The organism is Haloarcula sp. K1 (assembly GCF_001647155.1).
Classification (GTDB): domain Archaea; phylum Halobacteriota; class Halobacteria; order Halobacteriales; family Haloarculaceae; genus Haloarcula; species Haloarcula hispanica.
Genome location: NZ_LRHL01000045.1, coordinates 295,379 through 320,668 on the forward strand (window position 1 = coordinate 295,379; position 25,290 = coordinate 320,668).

Below are 25,290 nucleotides of genomic sequence, written 5' to 3' on the forward strand. Positions count from 1 at the left end.
GGCAATCACGGTTCGATGTTCTCCCGGAAGTCGGGTGCCAGTCCGGTCTGTCGGATCCCGGCAAGATCCGTTATCTCGAACTCGTAGAGTGCGACTCCGCCGGAGGTGGTGGCAGTCTGGAGCGTGTTGGGTCGCCAGGCGTTCTGTGTCATCGCCGTGATATCCGACCAGTCGTCCTCAGGCACACTGCTGATATCGCCGGCGAGCATCACGCTCTGCCACTCGAACGCGGTGTCGATGTCGTAGACGAGAAACCGGCCACGGCCGGCTCGCTCAGTCAGTTCCGCTTTCCGGCTCGATTCGCCGAGGAGGTAGGTGAAATAGAGGCAGGCTCCGTCGTCAAAGCCGTACGATAGTGGTAGCAGGTACGGGACGTCTGTCGTCGGCAGCCCCAAGACTCCGGTCGAGTGTGTGGCGAGGAATTCCCGAATCGCTTCGTCGTCCATCTGTTCGAGTCCGTACTCTTCTAATTGGTCGAGTGTCATAGGTCGCGTCTGATCATCCAGTTACGTATCACGAATGCAACCCCACGCTAAAAAAAGTAGAGCGGACTTCTCAGAGGGTGTGGCTGTTCACAATACGGCACAGATACTGTTATATCTATGAAATCTGCCGATACTCGTCGGACGGTAGTACGTATGCCTGCTGGTTTTCAGCCAGTGAGAAGTCCCACCGGACGCTATATTGTTGCACTGCCAACAAGAGTACATGGACTTCGATGAGTTCACCGGCGAGATACAGCACAGGCTTGAACTACCCGGTACTGGTGAGGCCGTTCGGGCGACCCGCGCGACACTGCTACCCCTGGGACAGCGCATACCCGCGGAGAACGCCGCGGACTTCGCTGCCTCCCTCCCGATGGAAATCAAGTGGTATATGACCGGCGCCGTCCGCGACCACGGGCAGCGGTTTGACTGGACGGAGTTCGTCGACCGTGTCGCCGAAATAGAAGGCGTTGAACCGTCGGACGCAGCGTACCACGCACGCGTCGTTGTTGACCTGATGCATACGGCGGTCCCGGCCGCCGATTTTCAGGACCTCCGCGGCCAACTCCCCGAAAGTGCGGACGAAGAAAACTGGCGCGAACTCTTCAGCATAGTCGATGCCGGTGGCTGGGGCGAGGCGGAAGAGGCGCAAACCGGCGGTGGTCCACAAAAGTCTGCTGAAGCCCCTCAGTGGGACAATCAGTAGCAGCTCTCATGTCGTTTTCAAACGAATATGCCTTGACATAATATGGTAATAACTGTACGATTGTTACGCTCTCCCCTCATACTTTGGGGGTGTCCGGCGAGGACTGCTGGCAACGCAGTCTAACTATTCGAGACGCCGATCTCAGCCGCCGGATTTCTAATAGTGTGAGAATCGCGACTACAGTTTATTTACTGACAGCAACAATTCGTAAACACAGCAATGTTCGATTCAATACTGGTCCCGACTGACGGCAGCGAACACGCGACCCGGGCCGCCGAGCACGGGGCAGCGCTGGCCCGTGCATTCGGCGCGAGCCTGCACGTCATCGCTGTCATCGATACGCGAACAGCAGGCGGGCCGTTCAACGGCGACGATCTCGAAGACGAGACACTCGACCGCATGACGGCCGACGCCGAAGACACAGTCGCGGCTATCACGGACGCGGTGGACGCCGCCGGAGCGATACAGACGACTATCCGCAAGGGAGATCCAGTTGACGAGATTTGCGCATACCGCGACGACCACGATGTGGAACTGATTGCGATGGGAACGCACGGCCGCACAGGCGTCGGGCGATATCTCGCCGGGAGCGTGACAGAGAGCGTCGTTCGGCAGGCTGACGTCCTTGTTCTCACCGTGCGCGCAACCGACCGGAGTCGCGACACCGCTCCCTACGACGATATCCTTGTCCCGACGGATGGAAGCGCGCCCGCAGCGGCCGCAATCGAGCCCGCATGCGAGATTGCGGCGCAGTTCGATGCCCGCGTTCATGCCCTGAACGTCGTCAATCTCAGCAATATCGCAACCGGCTCCGAATACACGCTACCGAAAGACCTGATCGAGTCCCTGGAGTCGCAAGGGGAGAAAGTGACAGAGCGGATTGCGGCACGGGCACGCGAATCCGGAGTGGAAACTGTCACACGAGTCGTCAGTGGATTCCCGGCGGCAGATATCCTTGAGTACGCTGACGAGAACGACATCGATCTGATCGCCATGGGGACGGCCGGTCGGACCGGTCTCAATCGGTTCCTCGTGGGAAGTACGACAGAACGGATCATCAGACACGCCGATATGCCTGTCCTCGCAGTCAACGCCCGAGACCAGCGCGGTGACGAAGCCTGAAGACAGGCACGCGTCTTCCTGTCTGTCAGCGTCCGACTGCGTGCGGGGCCCGTCGTGTCCCCGGCGAGGCGGCAGTCAGACCGACACGACCATGCACTTATTACTGTTCCTGTCGTGACACTACCTATGGCTGCGGACAACCCGGTTACGATGACGGACGAGGAACGGGACGCGTTTCTGGACAACGGGGGGACGGGCATCCTTTCGCTCGCCGCCGGCGACGCGCCCCCGCATTCAGTCCCGGTTTCGTACGGGTACGACGCGCCCACCACCACATTTTACTTCCGGCTAGCGGTCGGTGTAGAGCGGTCGAAGGGCGAACTCGACGACCGCGCGGCGACGTTCGTGACTTATGACGAGACGGATTCGGGATGGCAAAGCGTGGTCGCGAACGGTCGGCTCGAAGACGTCGAACGGGAGGGAATCGAGACGGAAACACTGGAAGGACTGGAACACGTCGATATGCCCATGGTCGACATCTTCGAACGCCCCCTCCGCGAGGTTGACTTCGAATTCTACCGCCTCGTACCGAATGAGCTAACCGGACGGACCGAATCCTAGGGCGGACGGTTCTCCGCAGTACCGACTCGAAGAAGAACCACTGTACTGGATAAGGGAACTCATATCAACATAGCGGCAGATCACCCTCCATGTCCGAAGCCGCCCACACACAACCGACTGCCGACGTCATTTCGGGGCTCGACAGCGAGTCTGATGGGCTGTCGGCGTCGGAAGCCCGAACGCGGCGTGACAGACACGGCGAGAACGAGATCACGCAGGGGAGCAAACGGACACCACTCGACATCGCTATCGCCCAGTTCGACAGCGCCCTTATCTGGGTTCTCGTTGCGGCCGCGATACTGTCCGTGTGGGCGGGACACGCTGTCGACGCAGTCCTGATAGCCGTGATCGTGGTCGGGAACGGCCTGTTCGGCTTCGTCCAGGACTACCGCGCAGAGGGGACGCTCGAATCCTTGCGGGAACTGACCGCCCCAACCGCGACAGTCAGACGCGATGGGCAGTCCGTCGAGGTCGACGCGACCGAACTCGTTCCGGGCGACGTTATCGAACTGGAAAGTGGCGACGTCGTTCCGGCCGACGGTCGACTGATCGACTGTCGGTCTCTGGAGGTCGACGAAGCGGCGCTCACTGGAGAGAGCACGCCGGTCTCGAAGGGAACCGACCCGGTCGACGCCGACGCGCCGCTCGCGGAGCGAGAACCGATGGTGTACAAGGGCACGAACGTCACGCGCGGTTCGGGTGTTGCCGTCCTCACGGCGACCGGGATGGACACTGAGGTCGGAGCCATCGCCCGCCAACTCGCAGGAACGGAGGAAACTGACACACCGCTACAGACTGAACTCGACACGCTGGGCCGGACGCTCGGCGTCGGCGTGATGGTACTTGCTGCCCTCGTGGTTCCACTCCTCGTCTTCCGGGGGACCGAACTGGTACAGGCGGCACTCACCGCGATTTCACTCGCTGTGGCCGCGGTCCCCGAGGGACTGCCAGCGGTTGTGACGCTAACGCTGGCCCTCGGTGTCCGGAAAATGGCCGACGAGAACGCTCTCGTGCGGCGCTTGCCCGCAGTCGAGGCGCTGGGCTCCGTCGATGTCATCTGCACCGACAAGACCGGGACGCTGACCGAGGGGCGAATGTCAGTCAGTCGGGTCTGGGTCAACGACGCTGTCGTCGACAGTGACGAAATAGAGGGGGAACCCCTGCCGGACCGCGTTGCCACGGTGCTCCGCGCCGGGACACTGTGTAGCGATGCGACGCTCGAAGCGGGGGACCCGACGGAGCAGGCCATCGTCATGGCGGCTGATGAGTCCGGTATCGATGTCGAACGCCTCCGTGAAGAGCACCCGAGAACAGCCGAGATCCCGTTCTCGTCGGAGCGCAAGTGGATGGGCACTGTTCACGATGACACGGTCTACGTGAAAGGCGCACCCGAAGTAATCCTCTCGAAGTGCTCCCGCGTCCTCACCGATACCGGGCCGGCGGACCTGACGCCCGACAGAGCCGAGCAGATCAGGGAGCAGGTCGGCGCGTTCGCTGACGACGCGCTCAGGGTACTGGCAGTGGCGTACACTGAGGATACCTCCGTGGTAGAACGGAACGACACCACTGGCGAGGCCGACGATGTCAGTGCCGACCTGATCTTCGCCGGGTTGGTCGGCATGATCGACCCGGCCCGCGAGGAGGTCGCCGACGCGATTGCGGCGACCGAGCGTGCAGGCGTGGCCGTGAAGATGGTAACCGGCGACAACGTCCGGACCGCCGCGGCCATCGCCGGAGAACTCGGCCTGGGGCAGCGCGTGATGGAAGGCCGCGACGTCGAGGAATGCTCCGAAGAAGCGCTCCGAGACCGCGTCGAGACAGTCGACGTGTTCGCACGCACGTCTCCGGAGCACAAGGTCCGGATCCTGCAGGCGTTACAGGCGAACGGCCACACCGTCGCAATGACGGGCGACGGGGTCAACGACGCACCGGCGCTGAAAAACGCCGACATCGGCGTCGCGATGGGCGTCCGCGGAACTGACGTGGCCAAACAGGCCAGCGACGTTATCCTGCTGGATGATAACTACGCGACGATTGAACGGGCGATCGAGCGCGGGCGGGCGATCTTCGACAACGTCTGGAAGTTCGTCGGTTACCTGCTGAGTGCCAACGTGGCCGAAGTCGCCATCGTCTTTATCGCCTCACTGTTTGGCTACCTCGTCCTGCCGGCGGTCCAGTTGCTGTGGATCAATCTACTGACCGATGGTCTGCCAGCGCTTGCGCTCGGGGCCGACCCCAAAAGCGATGACGTGATGCAGCGACCGCCTAGGGACCCGGATCGCGGTATCGTTGACCACGATATGCTCGCCCTCATCGGGGGCACAGGGGTCATCTCGACACTGGTAATGCTCGGCCTGCTACTGGTCACGCTTGCCGGCGCACCCGCAGTCACGCCCTACGCGATGACAATGGTATTCACCGGCTTCGTCTTCCTCGAATTCGAAAAGCTGTACGTGATCCGCTGGCTCCGAGAGACACCGACCCTCTCAAATCGCTGGCTGGCGTCCGCAGTCGGTGGATCGATACTCCTGCAGCTTGCCGTCCTGTACACCCCGCTCAACGTCTACTTCGGGACGGTCCCGCTCGGACTCACCGACTGGGGGCTGATTGGTGGTGTCCTCTTACTCGCCCTACCACTGTACCTCGCTGTCGCCAGCGGTGTGAAGCGGCTGTAACGGGTCAGGCCGCCCTCACTCCAGCTGTCCATTGAGCACTTTCGCGGCGACTAGCACCGGGTCCCAGACGGGGCTGAACGGTGGGGCGTACGCCAGGTCTAGCCGTTCGAGTTCGTCGATAGTCATGTCTGCCTCGATGGCCGTCGCAAGCGTGTCGATACGTATCGCCGCCCGGTCTTCCCCGACGAGTGCGCCGCCCAGCAGGCGACCACTATTTCGATCAGCGACGAGGGTCACGTCAGTGTCGTCGCCGCCGGGGTAGTACCCTGACCGGGACCCAGCCGTGACCGTCGTCGACACCGGGTCGAAGCCGGCGGCGCTGGCCTGTTCGTGGTCGAGGAGGCCCACGCGGCCACATTCGAGGTCGAACGCCTTCACGACAGCTGTTCCGGCGATGTCGCCGACAAGTGAGGGGTCGCCGGCGACGGTCTGCCCGATTGCGCGACCAGCCCGGTTCGCGGTCAGTCCAAGGGGAACCCAGTCAGGCTCGCCGGTCACGGCGTGGCGGTCTTCGGCGCAGTCCCCGGCGGCGTAGACCCTGTTGACGCTCGTCGCCCCGTACTCGTCGACCGCTACCGCGCCTGAATAGCCAAGGTCGACCGGCGTGTCCGCGAGGAGGGCCGTGTTCGGCCTGATGCCGATACCGACCAGCGCGAGGTCCACATCGGTGGTGCCACCGTCATGGGCAACCGCCGTGACGCGCTCGTCTCTGTTTCCGACAATCTCCTCAACGGCGGTGTCCAGATGCAGTATCACGCCTTGCTCCCGGAGCTGGCGGGCAACGCGCTCGCCGACTGCTTCCCCGAACGGCGGCAGGAGGTGGCCCGACCGCTGGAAGAGATGTGTCTCGATGTTGTGAGCCCGGAACGCCTCGGCCATCTCGACGCCGACGTAGCCGCCGCCGACGATGGCGACTCGCTCCGGTGGTTCCCAGTCGGTGTACTTCTCGACGAGCGCCGTGTCGACGTACTCGATACTCGTATCGACGGCGAATTCCCCCGGCTCGGACAGCGCGGCACGAACCGAAGCAGCCGAATCAAGTCCGTGCATCGTGAACGCACCATCGAGTTCTGTCCCCGGTATCGGTCCAGTCATCGCGCGTGCCCCCGTCGCGACCAGCAGGTCGCCATATGGCTGGCTAAACGTCTCGCTGTCGTGGGCGACGGCAACCGTCTCGGCGTCGGTGTCGACGCCGACGACTTCGTGGTTCCGGCGGAGGTCGATACCCCGCTCGGCCGCCTGTTCGGGCGACAGCGAGAGGAGGTCCGTCAGCCGCTCGACGGTCCCCTTCACGTAATACGGCGTCCCGCAGTGGGCATAGGATACCCACTCGCCTTTCTCGAAGACGATCACGTCACGGTCCGGTGCCTCTCGGGTGAACTTGCTCGCGGCGCTCAGTCCGGCCGCGTCGCCACCGATGACTACGAACGGGTCCGTCATACAGACCCTCGTATCGCTGCGGTACTAATGATTGCGTGAGGTTCGGGTAACTGCGTGGGCTACTGGAAGCGATTGTGTTCGGGACGGATTCGAACCAGCCAGTCGGTCTGTCCCCTCTCCAAGGTCGACCGTCACCACCATCTACGGCTGAACGTGGTTGAGGACATGCTGAGCCAACTTTCACACGACTCCAAGGCCACTGGCGACCAGTCTGAAGCCGATAATCGATAGTAAGGCTAGCACGGCGGCTCGACGGACCCGGTCACTGACAGCGGTTCTGAGTCGCTTCCCGACTGCGACACCGGCAACGGCCGGCACGGCTGCGAGAACGGACGTTCCAGCGACAACCGCGTTGGGATAGAGCCCGAAGACGCCGGCAAAAGCGACCCGCGTGACGCTGAGTCCCAGAAACACCAGCGCGACGACGCCGACGAACACGCTGTGCGAGAGGTCGAAACTCCGGAGATACGCGACGAGCTGGACGCCGACGTTCGTTCCGCCGAACAGCGCCCCCGAAACGCCGCCGATGCCGACCATCGCAAGCGGTGTCTTCCCGAGGTCGCTGTTGCCCACTGACACCCATCCGGGAAGCGGCACCCGCTGCTGGGCGGTCGCCACAAACCCCAGGGTCAGCAGGCCGAGTCCGACACGGAGCGGCGCTTCCGGGAGCCTGTCGAGTACAGCCATCCCGACAACAGTCCCGACAAGCGCCGCAGCGATAAGCGGTCCGAACCGCTGGCTACAGGTACGCAGTTCACGCCGTGAGAGGTCCCGAACCAGTGAAACGTTCACCGCGAGAATGGGGAGAATCATGAACACGACGGCTGTCGCCGGGTCGATGACCGTCGCAAGCGCCATCGTCCCGACGACGGCGAAGCCGAAGCCAGCAAGCCCGTTTGTCGCCCCGGCGACGAGGACGATAGCCGTCACTATCACGACCATCGTCCACGAGACTGGCAGAATCATATGGTATCAGGGTCCTGTGCGACGCCCACAGCGGCCCGTAACCGACTTCGGGCTGGGCAGTGGTTCTTGTGAAGTAATCACACGGCCCTGGATAAAGCCGCGTCGTGTTTCACTACAGTGGGGTCGAACGTGACCGCCCCGCTGTCGGGATCAGAACGTGATAACTTCGTAGTCGTCGTCGACGAGCGAGCGAATGCTCGGGTGGCCGTCGTGCTCGTCCAGCGTGACGAGTCCGGAGTCGGCGACGGCGTCTTCGACGCCGAATGCACCGGAACAGTAGTCACAGACGGCCGTATCCTCTTTGACGGTCTGGTACAGTTCATGGTAGTCGCTGTCCTCGTCTTCGAGTTCCGGAATCCACTGTGTTCCGGCCCCGTCGAAGATGAGTTCGAGGTCGTCCTCGTCGTTTTCCGCGAACTCCGTTGCTGCTTCGAGGCCGTTTGCGAGTCGGCCGAGATTCTCGTGTCCCTCTGTCCCTGCGAGGATGATGACGGCTGCTTTCGTCATTACGTGGCGTAATAGCGCTCTCGCTAATATATTATGAGTGGGTGCGTGCGACGGCGCTGAACTCGCACCAAGTGTTTATCAACCAGTGCCAATCGGGCAGTGAATACGTCGATATACAGGATGTCGTCTACAGGCGTGGCCTTATTCCGCGTATGATTCGATGAGCGCTCTGAGCGCTTCTTCGCCTTCGAGGCCGACGACTTCTTCTACCTGCTCCCCATCGGCGAACAGGATGAGTGTTGGAACGCCACGGACGCCGTAGGACTGTGCGAGTTGCTGGTTAGCGTCGACATCGACTTTGGCGACGGTCGCGGTGGTCTCTGCGGCCAGCGTCTCGACGATCGGTTCGAGCATCTGGCACGGGCCACACCAGTCGGCATAGAAGTCCGTGAGGACGACGTCGTGCTTGTCGACGACATCGTCGAGATGGTCCGTTCCGTCGATGTGAAGCGGTTCGTCCGTCGCGGTCGTCTCGGCGTCGGATGCAGTATCAGTTGCCATCAATAGACTGTACGCGGCAGCGACAAATAAGAGTTTGCACAAAATGTACAATACTATGAACCACTCTTCGCAAGCCAATGGTAGCGGGATGTCTATTCGTGCAGGCGCAGAAATCGGCTCGGCTCGTGAGCGACAGAGTGTAATAGAGAGAAGACGGCGGCGTTAGCTTTCGACAGTCGGGGCCGAGGACTCGGACTGTTCGTACTTGTTCTCGAACTCCTGAATCAGTTGGCCCATCTTCGCGTACCAGTCGTTGAGCATGCGCTGCATCTCGTCTGCTATCTGGGACGGATCCGTCGGCGAGTAGACGTGGTAGTAGCCGCCCTGGTCGTAGTTGATCTGGTCTTTCTCGATAAAGCCCGTCTGGAGGAGTCGCTGGACGGCGCGATACGCGGTCGAGCGCTCGCGGTCGACTGCCTCGGCGAGTTCGTCGACGGTCAGTGGTTCCTCGGCCTCGACGAGCGCCCGAAAGCACTCCTTGTCGAGTTCTTTGAGCCCGTGGAAACACTCCAGCAGTCCTTCGCACTGCATATCTCGACGGAGCTGTTCAGACATCGAATCTGGCATCGTTATCACCTCTCTGTAGTTACTACCCAGATATAAGACTTGTGTACGGTTCGCACAAATGCACGCACGATCCGGCAAAAACTGCCCTCGGATGGGTGGTCAAGGCCGTTCACCTCACAGCCGACACACATGCCTGCGAACTGTTAGTCTGCGCCCGTCGCGGCTGTATCGCTGGTCTCGCTCCGGGTTCGCCAGTAGCCTTGGAGATATGCGCCGAGAAACATCCCGGCGAGCGCCCAGAGGATGGTGACGTTGCCGATACCGAGGCTCGCGTAGGCGGCCCCCGGACAGATACCGGACAGTCCCCACCCGACGCCGAAGATTGCACCGCCGACCAGGACGTTCCGGTCGAAGGACTTCAGACGCCGTTCGAAGGTGTCGCCGGTCAGCGGCGCGCGGCCGAGGAGGCGGGGTCCGAGAACGAAGGCCACCCCTGTCACGGCAGCGCCGCCGAACATCACGAACACCAGCCCGAAGTCCTCGAACTGGAGGAAATCCAGAACGACTTCCGGGCGCGCCATGTGGCTGTACGCGAGTCCGAACCCGAAGATGAGCCCGCCGACGAGAATCAGCGGCATGAACGCGGGGTGGCGGTCGTCACTCATGTGTCGCTCCCTCCGGCCGCTCCCGGTCGCTCGCTTCGAGACTCTCGTTCCGCTCGTGTCTCGCCGCTCACGGACTCACCCCCAGTGCCGAAACCAGTTGTGCAGTGATGATGGCGACGGCGAGGAACGTCAGGACGCCGGCTATCGACGTTTTCGACGCGGAGCCGACGCCACAGACGCCGTGGCCTGACGTACAGCCCTTGCCGACGCGCGTCCCGATACCGACGAATACCCCGCCGAGGAGGAGTCGCCACGGCTGGACGTCCGTGGTCCACGCGCCGCCCTGATAGACGACCGCGTACACGGCCGCCCCGAGGATAATGCCGAGCGTGAACACGACACGCCAGTCACGGGAGCTGACATACTGCTGGAACCGGGACCGGTCCGAGACGTACGACAGCGTCGACTCCAGAAACGTGCTCGCGCCGGCGCTGATGCCGGTTCCGAGGTAGATGACGACAGTCCCAAGCCCCACCAGCAAGCCACCGACGGCGTAGCGACTGATGCCGTTCGGAAACAGTTCGGCGGTTGCCTGCAGTGGGAGTGCCTCAATCACCATTGGCGTCGTTAGTCACCCGCAAGGGATTCCTGGCTAGCGGCGCAGTTATTCGGCCCGAGTTCCAGCGTGAACGCTTCCTCGTCGTCGACGGCGTTCTGCCCGAGGTTCGTCGCGATGATCTCCTCGTAGTTGGCCGGCCGCGGCGGCATATCCGAGAGGACGAGCTCGACGAACGCGTCCTCGTCCATGGTGAGCGCGTCCATCTCTTCGACGAGCGCACTGATTGGGGCGGTAAATGTACTGTCCTCTGCGGGTTCGGCCGCGTCGCTGAAGTGCGCGCCGCCGATAAGCGTGCCATCAGGCAGTGTTAGCACACGCTCTTGAAGGGACTCGTAGAGCATACGCGCGGCTTCGGGCGCGCCCTCGTCGCCCTCTTCGAGGTCGGGGCGAGCGACGCTCTCGATGAAGAGCCCGTCACCGGTCGCGAGCAGGCTCCCGTCGACGAGATAGGAGGTCATCCCGGTCGTGTGGCCGGGCGTGGAGACTGTCTCGATAGTCGCGTCGCCGACCTGAAACGTGTCGCCGTCTTCGGCAGTCGACAGGTCGTCGGTGTCCTGCCGAGCTTGCGAGGCAGGGCCCGTGGAGCCTTGCTCCGCGGCGTAGGTGACGCCGCGGTCGACGGCGGCCTCTGGAATGACGCCCTCGACGCCTTCTGCGTCGAGGTCGCGAACGCCGGAGATGTGGTCGGCGTGGATGTGCGTATCGAGTGCATACTTGAGTTCGACACCGAGTTCAGCGGCGTCATCGAGATACCGGTCGGTGAACGCCCGCAGCGGGTCGATGATGGCGGCTTCGCCGTCGTCGTAAAGGAGATAGGCCAGACAGCCGGAGGACGGGCGCTGGTACTGCAGGAGTGTGCCGGCGCCGTCGTAGCGTTCGACCTCGACGGCCTCGTAGATGCTCGCCCACCCGTTCATGCCGTCTTCGAGATGGTTGACGTCGTAGCCGTGTTCTGCGAGCGTGCCCGCGACGTACTCGCTTGCGCCGCCTTTCGCACACAGGACGGTCACTTCGTGGTCGTCGGGGATCTGAGCGAGGACGTCGCCGTCGATGTCGTCCTCAAGGAACTCGAAGTACGGGATGTTGAGCGAGGTGACGTTTTCGCCGTCGATGCGCCACTCGTCGTAGTCTGATTGCATACGCGCGTCGAGAAGCGTCACGTCTTCACCAGCGTCAATGCGGTCTTTGAGCGATTCCGGATCGGTCGTTTCCACGTCGACGTCTGGCGTCGGAAAGTCGTCAGCGTTCATTTTGTGCACTCGTTTCTACCGGGCGGACGCACAAAAGCATTTGCATAGTAATCCACATTCTAAACAATACTATCGGCCAAACAGACCCACGAGTAAATAAAATATGGCCTGAATTAGCATAATAGGGCATTTGAGGCCGGAAATTAGGTGAGTAGTTGTTTGCTGAACTCACAAGAATCGACAATCTTTTACTTGACCGGGCGGTATTGTGCGTTAGCTCCAAGACAACTCAACGGAGCGAATAACCAATGAACGCTGAATTCGATATCGCGGAGACGCTCGACGTGAAAGGTGCATCGTGTCCCATGCCAGTGGTGAAGACGAAGTCGGCTACCGACGACCTCGCCGAGGGTGACGTCCTCGAAGTACTAGCGACCGACCCGGGCAGCATGAGCGACATCGACGGTTGGGCGGCCGGTACTGAGGGCGTCGAACTCGTCGACCAGGAGGAGGGCGACGACGTGTACAAGCACTACGTCCGCAAGACGGAGTAACGATGAGCACGGACACACCAGACGCGGCGTACGACGACACGCCCTCGCGTGCGGAGCTGGCCGCCCGCGTCGACGAACTGGAAGACGCGCTCGCGGAGGCCACGAGCGAGGACGACACGAAGAAGATGAGCATCATTGCGACGAAGGGCACGCTCGACATGGCGTACCCCCCGCTCATCCTCGCCAGCACCGCCGCTGCGTTCGGGTACGAGGTGACTGTCTTCCACACGTTCTGGGGGCTAGACATCCTCCACGAGGAACGCTCGAAGAACCTCAAACTGAGCTCCGTCGGGAATCCGAATATGCCGATGCCGAACGCGGTCGCCGCGATTCCCGGCATGGACCGCGTAACGACGAAGATGATGGAAAAGCGCATCGCGAACAACGACACCGCGACGATTGAGGAGCTGCTGGAGACGAGCCTCGATATGGGCGTGGAGTTCCAGGCCTGCCAGATGACCATCGACCTGATGGATTACGACGAGGCCGACTTCTACGACGGCGTTACCACCGGTGTCGGCGCTGCGACAGCGCTGCAGGACATGGCCGACGCCGACATCCAACTTCTTGTCTGAAACGACCAATCGCGCACAGCTAGCTGCGGCAGACAACTATTCTGTCTTTTCCTCGGCGCGCTCACGGCCGACTGCGCCGGCAAGCGCCAGCAAGTAGCCGAGCCCGTACTGAACGTCCGGGTCGCGTAGCCCGCGAAGCAATCCGACGGGGCCGACCGGCTCGGCCGGTTCGCGCTCCGCTTCACCGAGGCCCGCCAGTAGCGTCTCGATACCGTCGCGGGTGTCGTCGTCTGCTGCCGTCTGTCCGACTTCGCCGAGCGCGGCACCGGTGCCAGCCAGCGACGTGACCATTTCGTCGTCGAGCGCAGCGGTTGCCAGCGATCCGACTTCAGCGAGCTCGGCTAGTTCGTCGAGCGTGCCGCTTCGCTGGAGCACGAGCAGGGTTTCGAGCGCGTCCTGCAACTCGTCGCCGTTCTCACCGACGGTCTCGGCCAGGGCGACGGTCTCGTCGGTCGCAAGCCCGTCTGCGGACTCGGCGAGCGTCGAGCCGGTGGCCGAGAGCTCACGCACCATCTCGTCGGAGAGCGCACTCTCGCCCAGCGAGAGCACGTCCAGCAACTCGTTGACGGCGTTGAGGTGTTCGACGAACTCCGCGACGGCCTCGGGATTCTGCTGGATTGCCGCTTCGAGGTCGGTCTGCTCGGAAACCTCTTCTCCGGACATGGTCAGAGCAACCCCCGTGCGGTGAGCCAGTAGGACTCGTTGTACGCCAGCTTCGACCAGTGGAGTTTCTCCGAGGGCGGCGCCGGCGACGGCTGGTTCTCGTAGTCGAACTCGACGAACGACGCCGCGTCCATCCCCGTTTCGATGAAACACAGCGTCTTCCCGTCGTAGGTCGCTGTTGCCGGACGGCCGCGGATTTCACTGGCGAGGCGCTGCCCGACGACGCCGGCCTGGTAGTGGGCGACGCTCCCAGCGTTCGGGACGCCGGTATCGGCGGTATCGCCGAGCGCGTAGACGTTCTCGGCGGCTTCGGCTTCGAGCGTGTGCTTGTCGACGTCGACCCACCCGTCGTCGCCGAGCCCCGCCTCTTCGATGAGGTCGATACCGCCGTGGGGCGGAATCGTCACGAGGAGGTCGTAGTCGAGGTCGGTCCCCTCCATCGAGGTGAGCGTCTCCGAATCCGGGTCGACTTCCTCGGCGTTGAAGAACGTCTCGACCTCGATGCCGCGTTCGTCCATAATCGGTCGGGCCCATTCGGCGATATGGGGGTTGCCGTGGACGCGCTGGATCGGGTATGTGTAGGTGATGTCGACGTCGTCGCGGAGCCCGCGCTCGCGGAGCCAGTCGTCGGCCATGAAGACGAACTCCAGTGGTGCCGCCGGGCACATGTGGGGCGACCCGATGACGCTCAACACGAGGTGCCCCTCGGTGAACCCAAGCAGTTCGTCACGGAGGGCGGTCGAGCCCGACTCGCTGTAGTAATCGTGCCCACCGTCCGCGAGGCCGGGTATCCGTTCGGGCTCTAGCGTCGACCCGGTCGCCAGCACGAGGTAGTCGTAGTCGACTGCCGGAGCGGTGCCGTTGAACCGCAGTCGCTGGGCTTCGGTGTCGATTGCGGTCACGCGGTCGATTCGAAGGTCGACGGCGTCGTCGACGAGCTCGTCGAGCGGTCGCCGACCGTCTGCCGGTTCGCGTTGTCCGAACGGCACGTACAGCCAGACCGGCTTATATACGTGGTCAGGTCCGTCGTTGATCAGCGTGATTCGGACGTCGTCGGCGGCAAGCTCGACGTCCAGTCGGTCGGCGAGGTCGTTCGCGAGGACGGTGCCACCGGTCCCACCACCGACGATGACGACGTGCTCGGTCATGCTTTCTCCACGTAGAACGCGTTGTGGTCGTCGAGCTCCTCGATAGCGAGCAGTTCGTTGCCGGCCTCTTCGGCCCACTCCGGAACGTCGGTGAGCGACTGGTCGGTGTCGCTCAGGAGCCGAACCACGTCACCAGCTTCGGCATCTCGGATCTGTCCGATGAGGTCCATCAGCGGACCGGGACAGGCCGCGCCTCGGGCGTCGACGGTTTCGTCGGGTTCGATGTCAGTCATGGGAGTCTCACAGGAGGTAGTTGGAGCTCACCTGTATTAGTATTGTGCGTAAATTCCAAGATTATGAAAACAGATGAGTCCGGCGCAGTGGAGCAAGCGTATCGATCGTACGGCGAGTACGGAACCGCCGGGAGCGCGCCGCTATCTCTATCGGGTGAACACGAGGGCGTAGTGGTACGGCGGCAGTTCGACCTGCCGCTCAAGCGTGAACTCCGACGCCGAGAGCACCGCATCCTCGGTTGCCGCTGGGGGCATCCGAAGCCCCGTCGGCGGCCCTCGCGGTTCGCCCGCAACGGTCGTGGTTTCGCGCGGACGGCCGTGCCAGTTCACGACGAGTAGGCTCCCGCCAGCCTCAATCGCCCGGAAGGCCTGTCGGATAAAGCCGGACTGGTCGTCGACGCCGTGCAACGTGTTTGCTATCATGAGCGTGTCGACGCGGGCAGTGAGCGCCGAAGGCAGGTTCCGAGCATCGCCGTGGATTGGGACGACGTTCTCGATCTCCTGTTGGTCGGCGAGATCTTCGAGTTCGTCGAGGAGGGCCGCATCCAGATCGAGCGCGTACACCGGCTCGGGCTCGACGATGCGGGCGGCTGGGAGCGCAAAGTACCCGCTTCCACAGCCGACCTCGGCGACCGACTCGCCGGACGCGACACCGAGTGTCCGGAGCGTCGCGCCGGGCGTCGGCCAGAGTTTGCCCCACCAGTCCCAGTCGGGCTGGCCGGTGTTCTGGAACCGGTCCATCCCTAGCGGGAACCCGACGTGTCGATACCCAGCAGTCGGTACAGGAGGCACATCCGGACGAGGCCAGTCGCGACGAGGACGACACCAAGCAGTGTCGCGACCGCGCCGACCGTCGTTCCGAAGCCCAGCAGACCGCCGAGCGTCGCCAGTCCAGCAACTGCCAGCACGAGGCCAACAGCGATGCGGGTCAGTCTATCCGAGGACCCAATATTGCGCTTCATATCCACAAATACACAATACAAGCACCTAAGTCTTACTCGATGCACGGCGGCCACCAGAGCAGTCGCGCCGACAAAATCACACCGCAACGGACTGCTACGGTGCTGTCTGTGACGCCCACACTGCCGGCAGTCTCGTGTAGACGGCTGCATTGTCGACGAGCACATCGACCGGGACGTACTCGTCGGGGGTGTGGACGGTATCGGTCCCGAGCGCAAACTCGACGGTCGGAATGCCCGCGTTCCGGAGCGTCTTGGCATCGCCGCCGCCCGTGGCACTCCGTCGGAAGACGCGTTCACCTGTGACGTCCGCCGCCGTCGACGTGACCGCTTCGACGAGCGGGCTGTCGGACTCCTCGGCAGTCCCGACGCTCCAGGAGACATCGGTAATCGTAATCCCCTCACAGTCGGTGACACAGGACCGGATCTCCGAGAGCACGTCGGGCGTCTCCACCCCGGCGGTCAGTCGGATATCGATTTCGGCGCGGGCGGACTGCGGGACGCTGTTTATCGCATCGCCGCCTTCGAGAACACCGAGGTTGATAGAGGGGTACCGGAACAGATCACGAGCGACATCCTCGCCCAGCGACGGGGCGTAGTATTCGACCGACTCGTCGACGATCGGTTCCACTTCGGGGGCGATATCGAGTCGTCTAGAACCAAAGCGGTCCCGCAGCGTCTCGACGGCGTCGTAGAGTCGGTCGACCGCGTTGATGCCCAGCATCGGCCGGGAACCGTGGGCCCCCTCGCCGCTGGCTTCGAGTGTCAACCAGATGCTGCCCCGGTCAGCAACCGTGACGGAATGCCGGCCCGCCTCGCAGGTCGGTTCGCCGATCACGCACGCGTCCGCGTCGAGTTTCCCGGACTCCAACAGTGCGGGAAGGCCGGCGTCACCGCCCACTTCCTCGTCGCTCACGAAGGCAAACAGGAGCGTGACAGGCGGTTCAGCGTCGGTTGCGGCGAAAGCCTGGATGGCAAGCAGCATCGATGCCACGGCACCTTTCATATCGGTCGCGCCGCGGCCGTACACGCGGTCGTCGACGCGCTCGCCGAGCGGAGCGTGAGTCCATGCGTCGGCCTCGAAGGGCACCGTATCGAGATGCCCGTTGTACAGCAGCGTTCGGTCCGACTCACCGGGAATCCCAACGAGGAGGTTCGGCTTCGCCGGGTCGACTGCGAACCGCTTGACGTCGACCGGCAGCGGGTCGAGGAATCCCTCGATCTCGGTCACAATCGCACGCGTATCCCCGGGCGGGTTCGACGTGTCTATCGCCAGGAGGTCGAGGGCGAGTGTGACCAGTTCCTCGCGGCGGTCTCGAACGTAGGTGAGGGGAACAGCGGGACTCATGTGTGGCCGAATATACCGTTAACGTCCTTTGCTGTCGTCCAGGCCGTTTCTGGGTGGGTGAAAACCAACGTCATATCTTATAATAGAATCAGTGTGCGCAAAAGTATTTCGCAGATATTACAATACTGTGTAGTATTATACGTGGAGCCCGGCCGTGGAGAGAAACGACTACAGAACGGAGTCCAGATGAACCGCTACGAGTCCCCCACGCTTGTAAGACGGGATTTGCCTCCGTTTCTCTCAGGGAAACTCGCTACCGCCCGAATCACGCGTACTTTTCGATTACGGCACGCAGTTGTGATTCGTCCTGCATTCCGACGAGTCGCTCGACCGGCTCCCCGTCGGCAAACAGAAGCAGCGTCGGGACTCCCCGAACGCCGTACTCGGCGGCGAGCTCCTGGTTCGCGTCGACGTCGATTTTCGCCACTGTCGCGGCGGTCTCGGCCGCGACGGTTTCGACGACGGGTTCGAGCATTTGGCACGGCCCACACCAGTCGGCGTAGAAGTCGACCAGAACCACGTCGTGATCGGTAGTCGTGTCGGACAACTCGGCTTTTCCATCGACCGTAATCGGCTCAGAGGGGTCTCCTGATTCAGATTCGTTGGTACTACCCGACTCACCCCGGGTACGAAGCTCGTCCAGTTTTTGTCGTCTGATCTCCTCTAGCTCGTCAGTCATCACTCCGACATTCGGACCGGATCGACTTATTTGTTTTGTACACCCTTTGCAATACTGGGTTGCACTGCGGGAGTCTATACGAAAGTCAAGAGTGTGATCTGACCAGCAGTCGATTCTCACCCTCGGCGTCACAGCCGTCGGTTCTCTCAAACGGTAACCGGGGCCGGCCAGTCTCATATATGACAACAAGTCGGTGTGGCCTATCGTGTGGGGTTCACAGGTAGAATTGCCTCAGTACCCGTGGAAGTGGTCGGTAATGGCGTACTTTACTAGCCATTTGATAGCCACATCGATTCCGACGTACCACATACAAGACATACTCCGCCGACGAGCTACGGTTGCAATATCGACGAGTGGCGACCCCACTTCTCGATCCGGTACTCGAAAATTCTCTCCGTCCTTTCGACACCGTATCCGAAGAGACTTTGCTCTGTAGGCACAATACAACACACGAATGGTACTCCCAATCGACCCGAGCCAGATCGACCCCGAAGACATCGGCGAACAACAGGCGACGCTCGAAATGAGCCACGAAGACGCCATCGAACACGTCCGAGACGTGTTCACCGACGCCGGGTTCGGTGTCCCCGTCGAGTTCTCGCCCTCCGAAATGCTCAACGAGAAGATCGATGCGGACCGTGACCCCTACTACGTGTTGGGGGCCTGTAACCCCGAAGTCGCTGACCGCGCTCTCGATGCGACAGACAACAAACTCGGTGCGCTCATGGCCTGTAACGTCGTCATTTGGGAAGAAGAACCCGGACAACAGCGCGTCTATCACGTCTCGATTATGCGAATCGCCCGCCTCGTCGGGATGGCTCCCGACAACGAGGAGATGGCGGACATCGTCGCCGACACCGGCGAAATCGTCGACGAGGCGTTCCGGAACCTCTAACATGGGGTATCACACGTTCGACGCCGGCCGGGCCGACAAACTCGAAGACGCCCAGCAACGGTACCGCTCACTCTCTGCAGAAGAGTTGCACTGGGCGCTCTCACCCGAGAGTGACGAGACGGTCACGGACCTCGGGAGCGGGACCGGGTTCTACACCGACGACATCGCACCGGCCGTCGAATCAGTGTACGCTGTCGACATTCAGGAAGCGATGCACGACTACTATCGGGAGAAAGGCGTCCCTGACAACGTCGACCTCGTGACGAGTGCGGTCGACGACCTCCCGTTCGATACCGGCAGTCTCGACGGGGCGTTCTCGACGATGACGTACCACGAATTCGCTAGCGACGGGGCGCTGAACGAGGTCGCACGGGTGCTCAACTCAGGCGGGACGTTCGCCATCGCCGATTGGGCGGCCTCCGGCAGTGGTCGCAACGGCCCGCCCGTCGACGAGCGGTTTTCCGCTACTGAGGCAACGGACGCGCTCCGCCAGCACGGATTCACAATCGAGTTCGAGGCGGTGCGACCGGAGACGTTCCTGCTCGTTGCGAGTGCCGAATAACAGAACTGGCTACCGGTCACGTCATTTCTGCTCTGGCCGAGTGCAACTCGGACCCTCCGGGTCAAGGGATTCCGCCGTCGTGGGTCGGCCGTTAACTGGCGAACAGCCGCCGCTCCGCACGTTCGTGCTCGGCGGCCAGCACATCCACCAGCGGTGCGAACGGTGTCATCTCGTCTATCCCCTGATCCGCGCTATCGTCGACTGCGGCCGTCATCACCGGCTGTAGGTCATCCAGGATTCGCTGGGCGTCCGTGTGGCCGAGCGAGAGGAGGCGCTGGGCCGCACCCAGCAGTCCGGTGACGAACCCGTGACAGCACAGCAAGCAGGCGTCACGGACAGCCACATCGGCCAGGGCTGTCGCAACGCCGAGCACCACGGCGTAGTTGCCGGGCGCTTCGTCGGCGTCGACGCGTTCGGCGTAGCGGTCCAGCAGCGCCTCCTCACACAGTTCTGTCTGAAGCGAGAGCAGTCGGTCGCCGGACTGCTGGGCGCTCTCGCGGAACTCCGCGGCCAGCGTCACGGCCGAAAGCCGCCGGTCGGCCCGACAGACCGCTTCGAAATTCCCATCGGCTGCGGCGGCGTGTGCAGCCCGGAGCGCGACGAGTTCGGCGGGTCCGACTTGCTGGCGGAGGTACGTCGACAGGAGCGCTTCGAGGTCTGCCGCGTCTTCGACCCGGTCGTCCTGAATGAACTGTTCCAGTCCGTAGGAGACGGTGTAGGTCCCGACCGGGAGGAACGAGTCCGCGAGCCGGAACGATTCGAGCGCTGCGGCGTCGCTCATTGGTCGCCCCCATCGATAGTCCGGACGCCGTGGTCGTGGGCGTGGCCGCCGCCGTGACTGTGGCCGTCGCCGTCGTGCATGCCGGTACCGTCGCGGTGCGTGTGGTCAACCCCTTCATCATCGAACGTTGTCGGCGGAACGTGTTCGTACCGCGTCGGCACGTCTGCGGGCAGCAGTTCTGCGACAGTCGTCTCCATCCGTTCCTTCGAGTCGGTCACGGGGAACAGGGTCTCTCGGTCGCGGACCGCGAGGTTCCAGTGTCTGTTCCCGACTGCGTGACCGAGTTCCAGCGCCGCGGTCGGTGACACCTCGCTGTCGGCGAAATCGAGCACGAGGGCCTCGATGGCGGCGAGTTCGACGACGACGAGTGTGCCGTCTTCAGCTTCCAGCACGTCGCCGTCAGCGAGGTCGCGGGCGACCACGATACCGAGGTCACAGCCGTCTGTCGTCTCAGTGCGGACTCGCGAGCGTTGGCGTTCGGTGTCAGAGAGCACGACCGTAGCGTGGTCCGACGTATCGATATCTTCCGCAACGGTCGCGTCGTCGCGGTGGCCGAGATAGGTGTCTGCGACCAGCATCAGTACTTCCTCCCGGACGGCGCGGGCGCGTCCAGCAGTTCCTGTCTGGCGTGGTCCCAGGCCGCGTGGAGCGCCGCCTGGACGGTCTCGGCCCGGTCACCCAGAGCACGGACCGCAACGCCGGCCCCGTTGGGGAGTGCTGTCGCACCGGCCCGGGCCTCGTCGTCGGTGACGGCCGCATGTAGCGCGTCACTCAGTTCGGATTCGTCGTGGTCCGGCGCGAGGACGAACGTCGTCCCGTAGACGGTGAACTCGCCGAGAACGCCGGGTACTGTCGGGTCCCTGTCTTCCGGCGTCAGATGAGTTGCGTCCTCGAACAAGAGTCCGTCAGGCCCGGTCCCGCGCACGCGGGAGAGATATCGCTCGAACTCGAAGCGCTCGCCCCGAGCGAGGCGTCCAGGGACAACCACGTCACTGACGACGGCGGTTGCGCCGGGCGACAGGTCTACCGTCATCTCCTGCACGTATCTTGAATCGGCGTGGAGAATCGTCGGTTCGGGCACGTAATCCAGGTGGCCGCCGGCGCCGACGCTGAGGGTCGTGTCGGCGGCGGCGTAGTTGCACGTCATCGTCTGGACTTTCGTCGAACTCTGTGTCGAGACGTGCGCGACGGCCTCGTCTCCGACAGTTATCGACACGTCGTGGCGGTCGCCCTGTGCGACGCCGCCGGTCGGTGACTGGATGAAAACTGTGTCAGCGTCGGGATGTGGGTCGTGTCCCAGCGTTCCCGAGACGTGGAACGGGACCGTGGCGTAGTCGTGGACCAGGGTCGTCCCGTCGGCCGTCCGCTCGAAGGTCAGTTCGAGCACGCCGTCTTTCCCCGGCGACCCTACGGCGGCCTGTGGCACGGCCTCGGTCGCATACACCTCGAACGCCGGATGGGGCGCGTCGGCGGCCATCAGGCGAACAGCACCCCCTCGCGGACGTGTGACAGCACCTCGTCGATGTTCGTCTCGTCCTTACAGTTGGTGAAGACGACCGGCCCGTCCCGGACCTCGTCGGCGTCCCGCTCCATCACGTCGAGGTCGACGCCGACGTGGGGCGCGAGGTCCGTCTTGTTGATGACGAGCAGGTCACAATCGACCACTCCCGGCCCGCGCTTTCGAGGGATGTCTTCCCCCTCCGCGACCGAGATGACGTACAGCGAGTAGTCGGCGAGTTCGGGGTTGAACGTCGCCGCGAGGTTGTCGCCGCCGCTCTCGACCAGCACCAGGTCAAGTTCCGGGTGGTCAGCCAGGAACGAGTCGATCTGCTGGAGGTTCATCGACGGGTCCTCGCGGATGCCCGTATGCGGGCACGCGCCTGTTTCGACGCCGGCGACGAGGTCCTCCGGGACGACCCCAGCGAAGCGTTCGCGCAGGACGTCGGCGTCCTCCTGGGTGAGGATGTCGTTGGCGATGACGCCCACGTCCAGGCCCTGTTCGCGCAGTTTCGGGACGAGCGCGGTCAGCAGCGAGGTCTTTCCGGAGCCGACCGGGCCGCCGATACCGACCGTCGCCACGTCGCGGTGTGTGAGGCTCATTCGTCCCTGTCCGTTCGTTCGTCGCCGCTGTCGGTTGTAACGCCGTGACCGCCATCAGTCGCCGCCTCTGCCTCTTCCACATCATCGTCGGCTGACCCGACGCTGTCGGACCGGATCGGGTCGTGAACCGTGACCAGTTTCGTCCCGTCAGGGAAAACGGGTTCGACCTGAATCATGTCGATCATCTCCGGGACGCCGTCCATCACGTCCTCGCGGCCGAGCAGTTTCGACGCGCCGGAGCGGATTTCGGCGACCGACTGGCCGTCCCGTCCGCGCTCGATGCACCAGTCGCTGATGTAGGCGACGGCTTCGGGGTGGTTCAGCGGGACGCCGCGTTCCTTGCGGCGTCGCGCGACCTCTGCGGCGGTGAAGACCGTGAGTCGTTCCTGTTCTTTGGCTGTGAGTTTCATAGCATGTACCGCTGTGCGAGTGGGAGTTCGGAAGACGGTTCGCAGGTAACGTGGTCACCGTCGACCCGGACCTCGAAGGTCTCGGGGTCGACTTCGATGTCGTCGGGGCAGTAGCTGTTGTACACCATGTCGTCCTTGCCGGGCGTGCGTGCGCCCTCAATGGGAACGACACGGGAATCGAGGCCGTATTCCTCGCCGACGTTGGCTTCGGCAGCAGCCGGGGACACGAACGACAGCGAGAGGGCCTGTTTGGCCTTGCCGACCGCGCCAGCGCGTTCCCGCTGGAGAATCGGTTCGCAGGTCATCAACGACCCGTTGGCCTCGCCCATCTCCGAGTGGACCGGGAAGCCGCCCTTGAACGTCATCGCCGGCTTGACGCCGAAGAACGCAGGGTCCCACAGGCAGATATCGGCGAGCTTGCCGGGTTCGAGCGTTCCGACGTGCTTCTCGATGCCCGCGCTGATAGCTGGGTTGACGGTGTACTTCGCGATGTAGCGCTTGATGCGGTGGTTGTCCGCGCCGGTCCCCTCGTCCTCGGAGAGCGGGCCGCGCTGGGACTTCATCTTCGAGGCCGTCTGCCACGTCCGCGGGATGACTTCGGCCATCCGGCCCATCGCCTGCGAGTCGGAGGTCATCATCGATATCGCGCCCATGTCGTGAAGCACGTCCTCGGCGGCGATTGTCTCTGCGCGAACGCGGGACTCGGCGAAGGCCACGTCCTCCGGCACGTCGGGGTTGAGGTGATGACACACCATTACCATGTCCAGATGTTCATCGAACGTGTTGTCGGTGTAGGGCATCGAGGGGTTCGTCGACGACGGCAGCATGTTCGGCTCGCCGACCATCTCCATGATGTCCGGGGCGTGGCCGCCGCCCGCGCCCTCGATGTGGAACAGGTGCATGGTCCGGCCGTCGACGGCACCGAACGTGTTCTCGAGGAATCCGGCTTCGTTCAGCGTGTCCGTGTGCATACACACCTGCACGTCCTCGTCCTCGGCGACTTCGAGACAGGTATTGATCGTCTCGGGCGTCGACCCCCAGTCTTCGTGGAGTTTCAGCCCGCAGGCACCGGCCTCGACCTGCTCGCGGAGCGGGCCGGGGTCGGAGGCGTTGCCCTTCCCGTAGAAGCCAACGTTGACCGGCCACGCTTCGGCGGCCTGCAGGAAGCGTTTGACGTTCTCTGGGCCGGTCGTGGTCGTCGTCGCGCCGCCGCCGTACCCGCCACCGAGCATTGTCGTGATACCGCCCGAGAGCGCGTGTTCGTGGAGCTGTGCGGAGTTGAAGTGGATGTGGATGTCGAGGCCGCCAGCGGTGGCAATCTTCCCCTCGGCGGGGTAGACGTCCGTCGACGGGCCGACGACCATGTCGACGCCGTCCATCGTGTCGGGGTTGCCGGCCTTCCCGATGCCGGCGATCTCGCCGTTCCGGATGCCGATGTCGGCGGCGACGATACCGAGTATCGGGTCGATAATCGTCGCGTTCGTCAGCACCCAGTCGAGCGCGCCCTCCGCCTGTGTGACGCCGGGGGCCATTCCCAGCCCGTCCCGGAGCGTCTTCCCGCCGCCGAACACCGCCTCGTCGCCGTGGGTCCGCAGGTCGTCCTCGACTTCGGCGAACAGTTCCGTGTCACCCAGGCGGACCTTGTCACCCGTCGTTGGCCCGTACAGCTCGGCGTAGTTCTCGCGGTCGATGTCGCGTGTCACTCCGCTCCCTCCTCGTCGCCGTCGGCCCCGGTGTCCCGGAACCCGGCCGCCCGCATGCGTTCGACCGCGTCGCCCGTATCGCCGTCGACGCTCCCGTTCACGAGGCCGTTCATTCCGTGAGCACGTCGCTTCCCGCCGATTTCGACGAGTTCGACCGTTTGTTCGTCGCCGGGTTCGAATCGGACGGCCGTCCCGGCGGGGATGTTCAGCCGCATCCCCATGGCCGCCTCGCGGTCGAACTCCAGGGCCGCATTAGCCTCGAAGAAGTGGAAGTGCGACCCGACTTGCGAGGGTCTGTCGCCGGTGTTCCCGACAGTCACTTCCGTCGTCTCTCGGCCTTCGTTCAGCGTCACTGTCCCTTCACCCGGGATGACCTCACCGGGCACGAGTCCATCGCTCATCGCGCCACCGCCTCGAGTATTTCTGACTGTTTGTCTATCATCTGCCCTTCTCTTTGAATACACATACTAAAATGATTGCTCTCTGCGCAAGTGACGCCTCTATATCGAGAACCGGATTAAATGCTAAAGTTTCGGCCCTACATAAAGGGGTTCGACTATCGAATTGTCCTACTTCCCGAAGCCAACACGACTCACGTCCAGTCTGCTGGCAGTGCCGACGATAGGTGGCTCCTGTAGCGCGGGCGAGAATATGACGGGCGATTTGGAGGGACAAGAGCACAAAACTCGCCGACTGCGGCAAGACAAACCGCTGCGACGGAAAAATACCATTATTTTCTATTTTTGCCGCATTGACTAGAAACATGCTAAAATTACTAAATAATGCAAATTTGCAC

Annotated in this window: 31 protein-coding genes; 8 read left to right on the forward strand and 23 right to left on the reverse strand. The window is 63.0% G+C overall.

The window, feature by feature from the left end:
- Positions 1–5: 5 nt before the first annotated feature.
- Entirely contained in the window at positions 6–485 is a 480-nt protein-coding gene (locus AV929_RS19725; protein WP_014031043.1) for a pyridoxamine 5'-phosphate oxidase family protein, read from the reverse strand.
- Between the two features lie 223 nt (positions 486–708).
- Between AV929_RS19725 and AV929_RS19730 the strand changes: the two genes are divergently transcribed.
- The 4 genes from AV929_RS19730 to AV929_RS19745 all read left to right on the forward strand — a co-directional run bounded on the left by AV929_RS19730 (position 709) and on the right by AV929_RS19745 (position 5,549).
- Positions 709–1,191 carry a DUF2267 domain-containing protein gene (locus AV929_RS19730; protein ID WP_014031044.1) on the forward strand — a complete coding sequence of 161 codons (483 nt, stop codon included), beginning with the start codon at positions 709–711 and terminating at the stop codon, positions 1,189–1,191.
- Positions 1,192–1,410: 219 nt separating this feature from the next.
- A complete protein-coding gene (locus AV929_RS19735; RefSeq protein ID WP_064289075.1) occupies positions 1,411–2,313 on the forward strand; it encodes a universal stress protein in 903 nt (300 codons plus the stop codon).
- 126 nt (positions 2,314–2,439) lie between these two features.
- Positions 2,440–2,874, forward strand: a complete 435-nt coding sequence (locus tag AV929_RS19740; RefSeq protein ID WP_014031046.1) for a pyridoxamine 5'-phosphate oxidase family protein — start codon at positions 2,440–2,442, stop codon at positions 2,872–2,874.
- A gap of 89 nt (positions 2,875–2,963) precedes the next feature.
- Positions 2,964–5,549 (forward strand): calcium-translocating P-type ATPase, PMCA-type, encoded by a 2,586-nt coding sequence (locus AV929_RS19745; RefSeq protein ID WP_064289076.1) that lies wholly within the window; start codon positions 2,964–2,966, stop codon positions 5,547–5,549.
- 15 nt (positions 5,550–5,564) lie between these two features.
- Here AV929_RS19745 and AV929_RS19750 read toward each other — a convergent pair whose 3' ends face one another.
- The 8 genes from AV929_RS19750 to AV929_RS19785 all read right to left on the reverse strand — a co-directional run bounded on the left by AV929_RS19750 (position 5,565) and on the right by AV929_RS19785 (position 11,944).
- Positions 5,565–6,989 carry an FAD-dependent oxidoreductase gene (locus AV929_RS19750; protein WP_050007595.1) on the reverse strand — a complete coding sequence of 475 codons (1,425 nt, stop codon included), beginning with the start codon at positions 6,987–6,989 and terminating at the stop codon, positions 5,565–5,567.
- A 180-nt stretch (positions 6,990–7,169) separates the two neighbouring features.
- Positions 7,170–7,955 (reverse strand): sulfite exporter TauE/SafE family protein, encoded by a 786-nt coding sequence (locus tag AV929_RS19755; RefSeq protein ID WP_014031049.1) that lies wholly within the window; start codon positions 7,953–7,955, stop codon positions 7,170–7,172.
- 150 nt (positions 7,956–8,105) lie between these two features.
- The gene (locus tag AV929_RS19760; RefSeq protein WP_014031050.1) at positions 8,106–8,462 is read right to left on the reverse strand and encodes a DsrE family protein; all 357 of its coding nucleotides are present in this window, start codon (positions 8,460–8,462) and stop codon (positions 8,106–8,108) included.
- Between the two features lie 141 nt (positions 8,463–8,603).
- Positions 8,604–8,963: a thioredoxin gene (gene trxA, locus AV929_RS19765; protein WP_064289077.1), complete on the reverse strand. Its 360-nt coding sequence runs from the start codon at positions 8,961–8,963 to the stop codon at positions 8,604–8,606.
- 162 nt (positions 8,964–9,125) lie between these two features.
- Positions 9,126–9,530, reverse strand: coding sequence for a helix-turn-helix domain-containing protein (locus AV929_RS19770; protein WP_014031052.1), 405 nt, complete (start codon positions 9,528–9,530; stop codon positions 9,126–9,128).
- Between the two features lie 143 nt (positions 9,531–9,673).
- Positions 9,674–10,135: a YeeE/YedE family protein gene (locus tag AV929_RS19775; RefSeq protein WP_014031053.1), complete on the reverse strand. Its 462-nt coding sequence runs from the start codon at positions 10,133–10,135 to the stop codon at positions 9,674–9,676.
- 67 nt (positions 10,136–10,202) lie between these two features.
- A complete protein-coding gene (locus tag AV929_RS19780; RefSeq protein WP_014031054.1) occupies positions 10,203–10,694 on the reverse strand; it encodes a YeeE/YedE family protein in 492 nt (163 codons plus the stop codon).
- 8 nt (positions 10,695–10,702) lie between these two features.
- Positions 10,703–11,944: an MBL fold metallo-hydrolase gene (locus AV929_RS19785; RefSeq protein WP_064289078.1), complete on the reverse strand. Its 1,242-nt coding sequence runs from the start codon at positions 11,942–11,944 to the stop codon at positions 10,703–10,705.
- A gap of 248 nt (positions 11,945–12,192) precedes the next feature.
- On the opposite strand from AV929_RS19785, the gene AV929_RS19790 reads away from it, so the two are divergent.
- Positions 12,193–12,438 (forward strand): sulfurtransferase TusA family protein, encoded by a 246-nt coding sequence (locus tag AV929_RS19790; RefSeq protein WP_014031056.1) that lies wholly within the window; start codon positions 12,193–12,195, stop codon positions 12,436–12,438.
- Between the two features lie 2 nt (positions 12,439–12,440).
- Positions 12,441–13,013 (forward strand): DsrE/DsrF/DrsH-like family protein, encoded by a 573-nt coding sequence (locus tag AV929_RS19795; RefSeq protein ID WP_064289079.1) that lies wholly within the window; start codon positions 12,441–12,443, stop codon positions 13,011–13,013.
- Positions 13,014–13,049: 36 nt separating this feature from the next.
- Here the strand turns inward: AV929_RS19795 and AV929_RS19800 are convergent, their stop codons facing one another.
- The 7 genes from AV929_RS19800 to trxA (AV929_RS19830) all read right to left on the reverse strand — a co-directional run bounded on the left by AV929_RS19800 (position 13,050) and on the right by trxA (AV929_RS19830) (position 18,043).
- The gene (locus tag AV929_RS19800) at positions 13,050–13,676 is read right to left on the reverse strand and encodes a DUF1641 domain-containing protein (RefSeq protein ID WP_064289080.1); all 627 of its coding nucleotides are present in this window, start codon (positions 13,674–13,676) and stop codon (positions 13,050–13,052) included.
- Between the two features lie 2 nt (positions 13,677–13,678).
- Positions 13,679–14,824, reverse strand: a complete 1,146-nt coding sequence (locus AV929_RS19805; protein WP_014031059.1) for an NAD(P)/FAD-dependent oxidoreductase — start codon at positions 14,822–14,824, stop codon at positions 13,679–13,681.
- Positions 14,821–15,057, reverse strand: coding sequence for a sulfurtransferase TusA family protein (locus AV929_RS19810; RefSeq protein WP_008311828.1), 237 nt, complete (start codon positions 15,055–15,057; stop codon positions 14,821–14,823). The genes AV929_RS19805 and AV929_RS19810 overlap by 4 nt, the downstream gene beginning before the upstream one ends.
- Positions 15,058–15,204: 147 nt before the next feature.
- Positions 15,205–15,798 carry a class I SAM-dependent methyltransferase gene (locus tag AV929_RS19815; RefSeq protein ID WP_064289081.1) on the reverse strand — a complete coding sequence of 198 codons (594 nt, stop codon included), beginning with the start codon at positions 15,796–15,798 and terminating at the stop codon, positions 15,205–15,207.
- Positions 15,799–15,800: 2 nt separating this feature from the next.
- Positions 15,801–16,019, reverse strand: coding sequence for a DUF2892 domain-containing protein (locus AV929_RS19820; protein ID WP_050038360.1), 219 nt, complete (start codon positions 16,017–16,019; stop codon positions 15,801–15,803).
- 94 nt (positions 16,020–16,113) lie between these two features.
- Positions 16,114–17,364: a M20 family metallopeptidase gene (locus tag AV929_RS19825; protein WP_050038359.1), complete on the reverse strand. Its 1,251-nt coding sequence runs from the start codon at positions 17,362–17,364 to the stop codon at positions 16,114–16,116.
- Positions 17,365–17,629: 265 nt separating this feature from the next.
- Positions 17,630–18,043 (reverse strand): thioredoxin, encoded by a 414-nt coding sequence (gene trxA / locus AV929_RS19830; RefSeq protein WP_014031063.1) that lies wholly within the window; start codon positions 18,041–18,043, stop codon positions 17,630–17,632.
- A gap of 454 nt (positions 18,044–18,497) precedes the next feature.
- On the opposite strand from trxA (AV929_RS19830), the gene AV929_RS19835 reads away from it, so the two are divergent.
- Positions 18,498–18,938 (forward strand): DUF302 domain-containing protein, encoded by a 441-nt coding sequence (locus AV929_RS19835; RefSeq protein WP_014031064.1) that lies wholly within the window; start codon positions 18,498–18,500, stop codon positions 18,936–18,938.
- 1 nt (position 18,939) lies between these two features.
- Positions 18,940–19,500 carry a class I SAM-dependent methyltransferase gene (locus tag AV929_RS19840; RefSeq protein ID WP_050038358.1) on the forward strand — a complete coding sequence of 187 codons (561 nt, stop codon included), beginning with the start codon at positions 18,940–18,942 and terminating at the stop codon, positions 19,498–19,500.
- Between the two features lie 91 nt (positions 19,501–19,591).
- Here the strand turns inward: AV929_RS19840 and AV929_RS19845 are convergent, their stop codons facing one another.
- From AV929_RS19845 to AV929_RS19875, 7 genes are read right to left on the reverse strand one after another with little or no spacing between them, the layout of a single operon-like run.
- Positions 19,592–20,281 (reverse strand): urease accessory protein UreF, encoded by a 690-nt coding sequence (locus AV929_RS19845; protein ID WP_014031066.1) that lies wholly within the window; start codon positions 20,279–20,281, stop codon positions 19,592–19,594.
- Complete coding sequence (locus tag AV929_RS19850) at positions 20,278–20,859, reverse strand: urease accessory protein UreE (protein ID WP_050007601.1); 582 nt, start codon at positions 20,857–20,859, stop codon at positions 20,278–20,280. The genes AV929_RS19845 and AV929_RS19850 overlap by 4 nt, the downstream gene beginning before the upstream one ends.
- Positions 20,859–21,758 carry an urease accessory protein UreD gene (locus AV929_RS19855; RefSeq protein WP_064289082.1) on the reverse strand — a complete coding sequence of 300 codons (900 nt, stop codon included), beginning with the start codon at positions 21,756–21,758 and terminating at the stop codon, positions 20,859–20,861. Before AV929_RS19855 ends, AV929_RS19850 begins: the two co-directional genes overlap by 1 nt.
- Positions 21,758–22,381: an urease accessory protein UreG gene (gene ureG / locus AV929_RS19860; RefSeq protein ID WP_050038356.1), complete on the reverse strand. Its 624-nt coding sequence runs from the start codon at positions 22,379–22,381 to the stop codon at positions 21,758–21,760. The genes AV929_RS19855 and ureG overlap by 1 nt, the downstream gene beginning before the upstream one ends.
- Positions 22,378–22,791: an urease subunit gamma gene (locus tag AV929_RS19865; protein WP_050038355.1), complete on the reverse strand. Its 414-nt coding sequence runs from the start codon at positions 22,789–22,791 to the stop codon at positions 22,378–22,380. Before AV929_RS19865 ends, ureG begins: the two co-directional genes overlap by 4 nt.
- Entirely contained in the window at positions 22,788–24,494 is a 1,707-nt protein-coding gene (gene ureC / locus AV929_RS19870; RefSeq protein ID WP_064289083.1) for an urease subunit alpha, read from the reverse strand. Before ureC ends, AV929_RS19865 begins: the two co-directional genes overlap by 4 nt.
- Complete coding sequence (locus AV929_RS19875) at positions 24,491–24,895, reverse strand: urease subunit beta (RefSeq protein ID WP_064289084.1); 405 nt, start codon at positions 24,893–24,895, stop codon at positions 24,491–24,493. The genes ureC and AV929_RS19875 overlap by 4 nt, the downstream gene beginning before the upstream one ends.
- Positions 24,896–25,290: the final 395 nt, after the last annotated feature.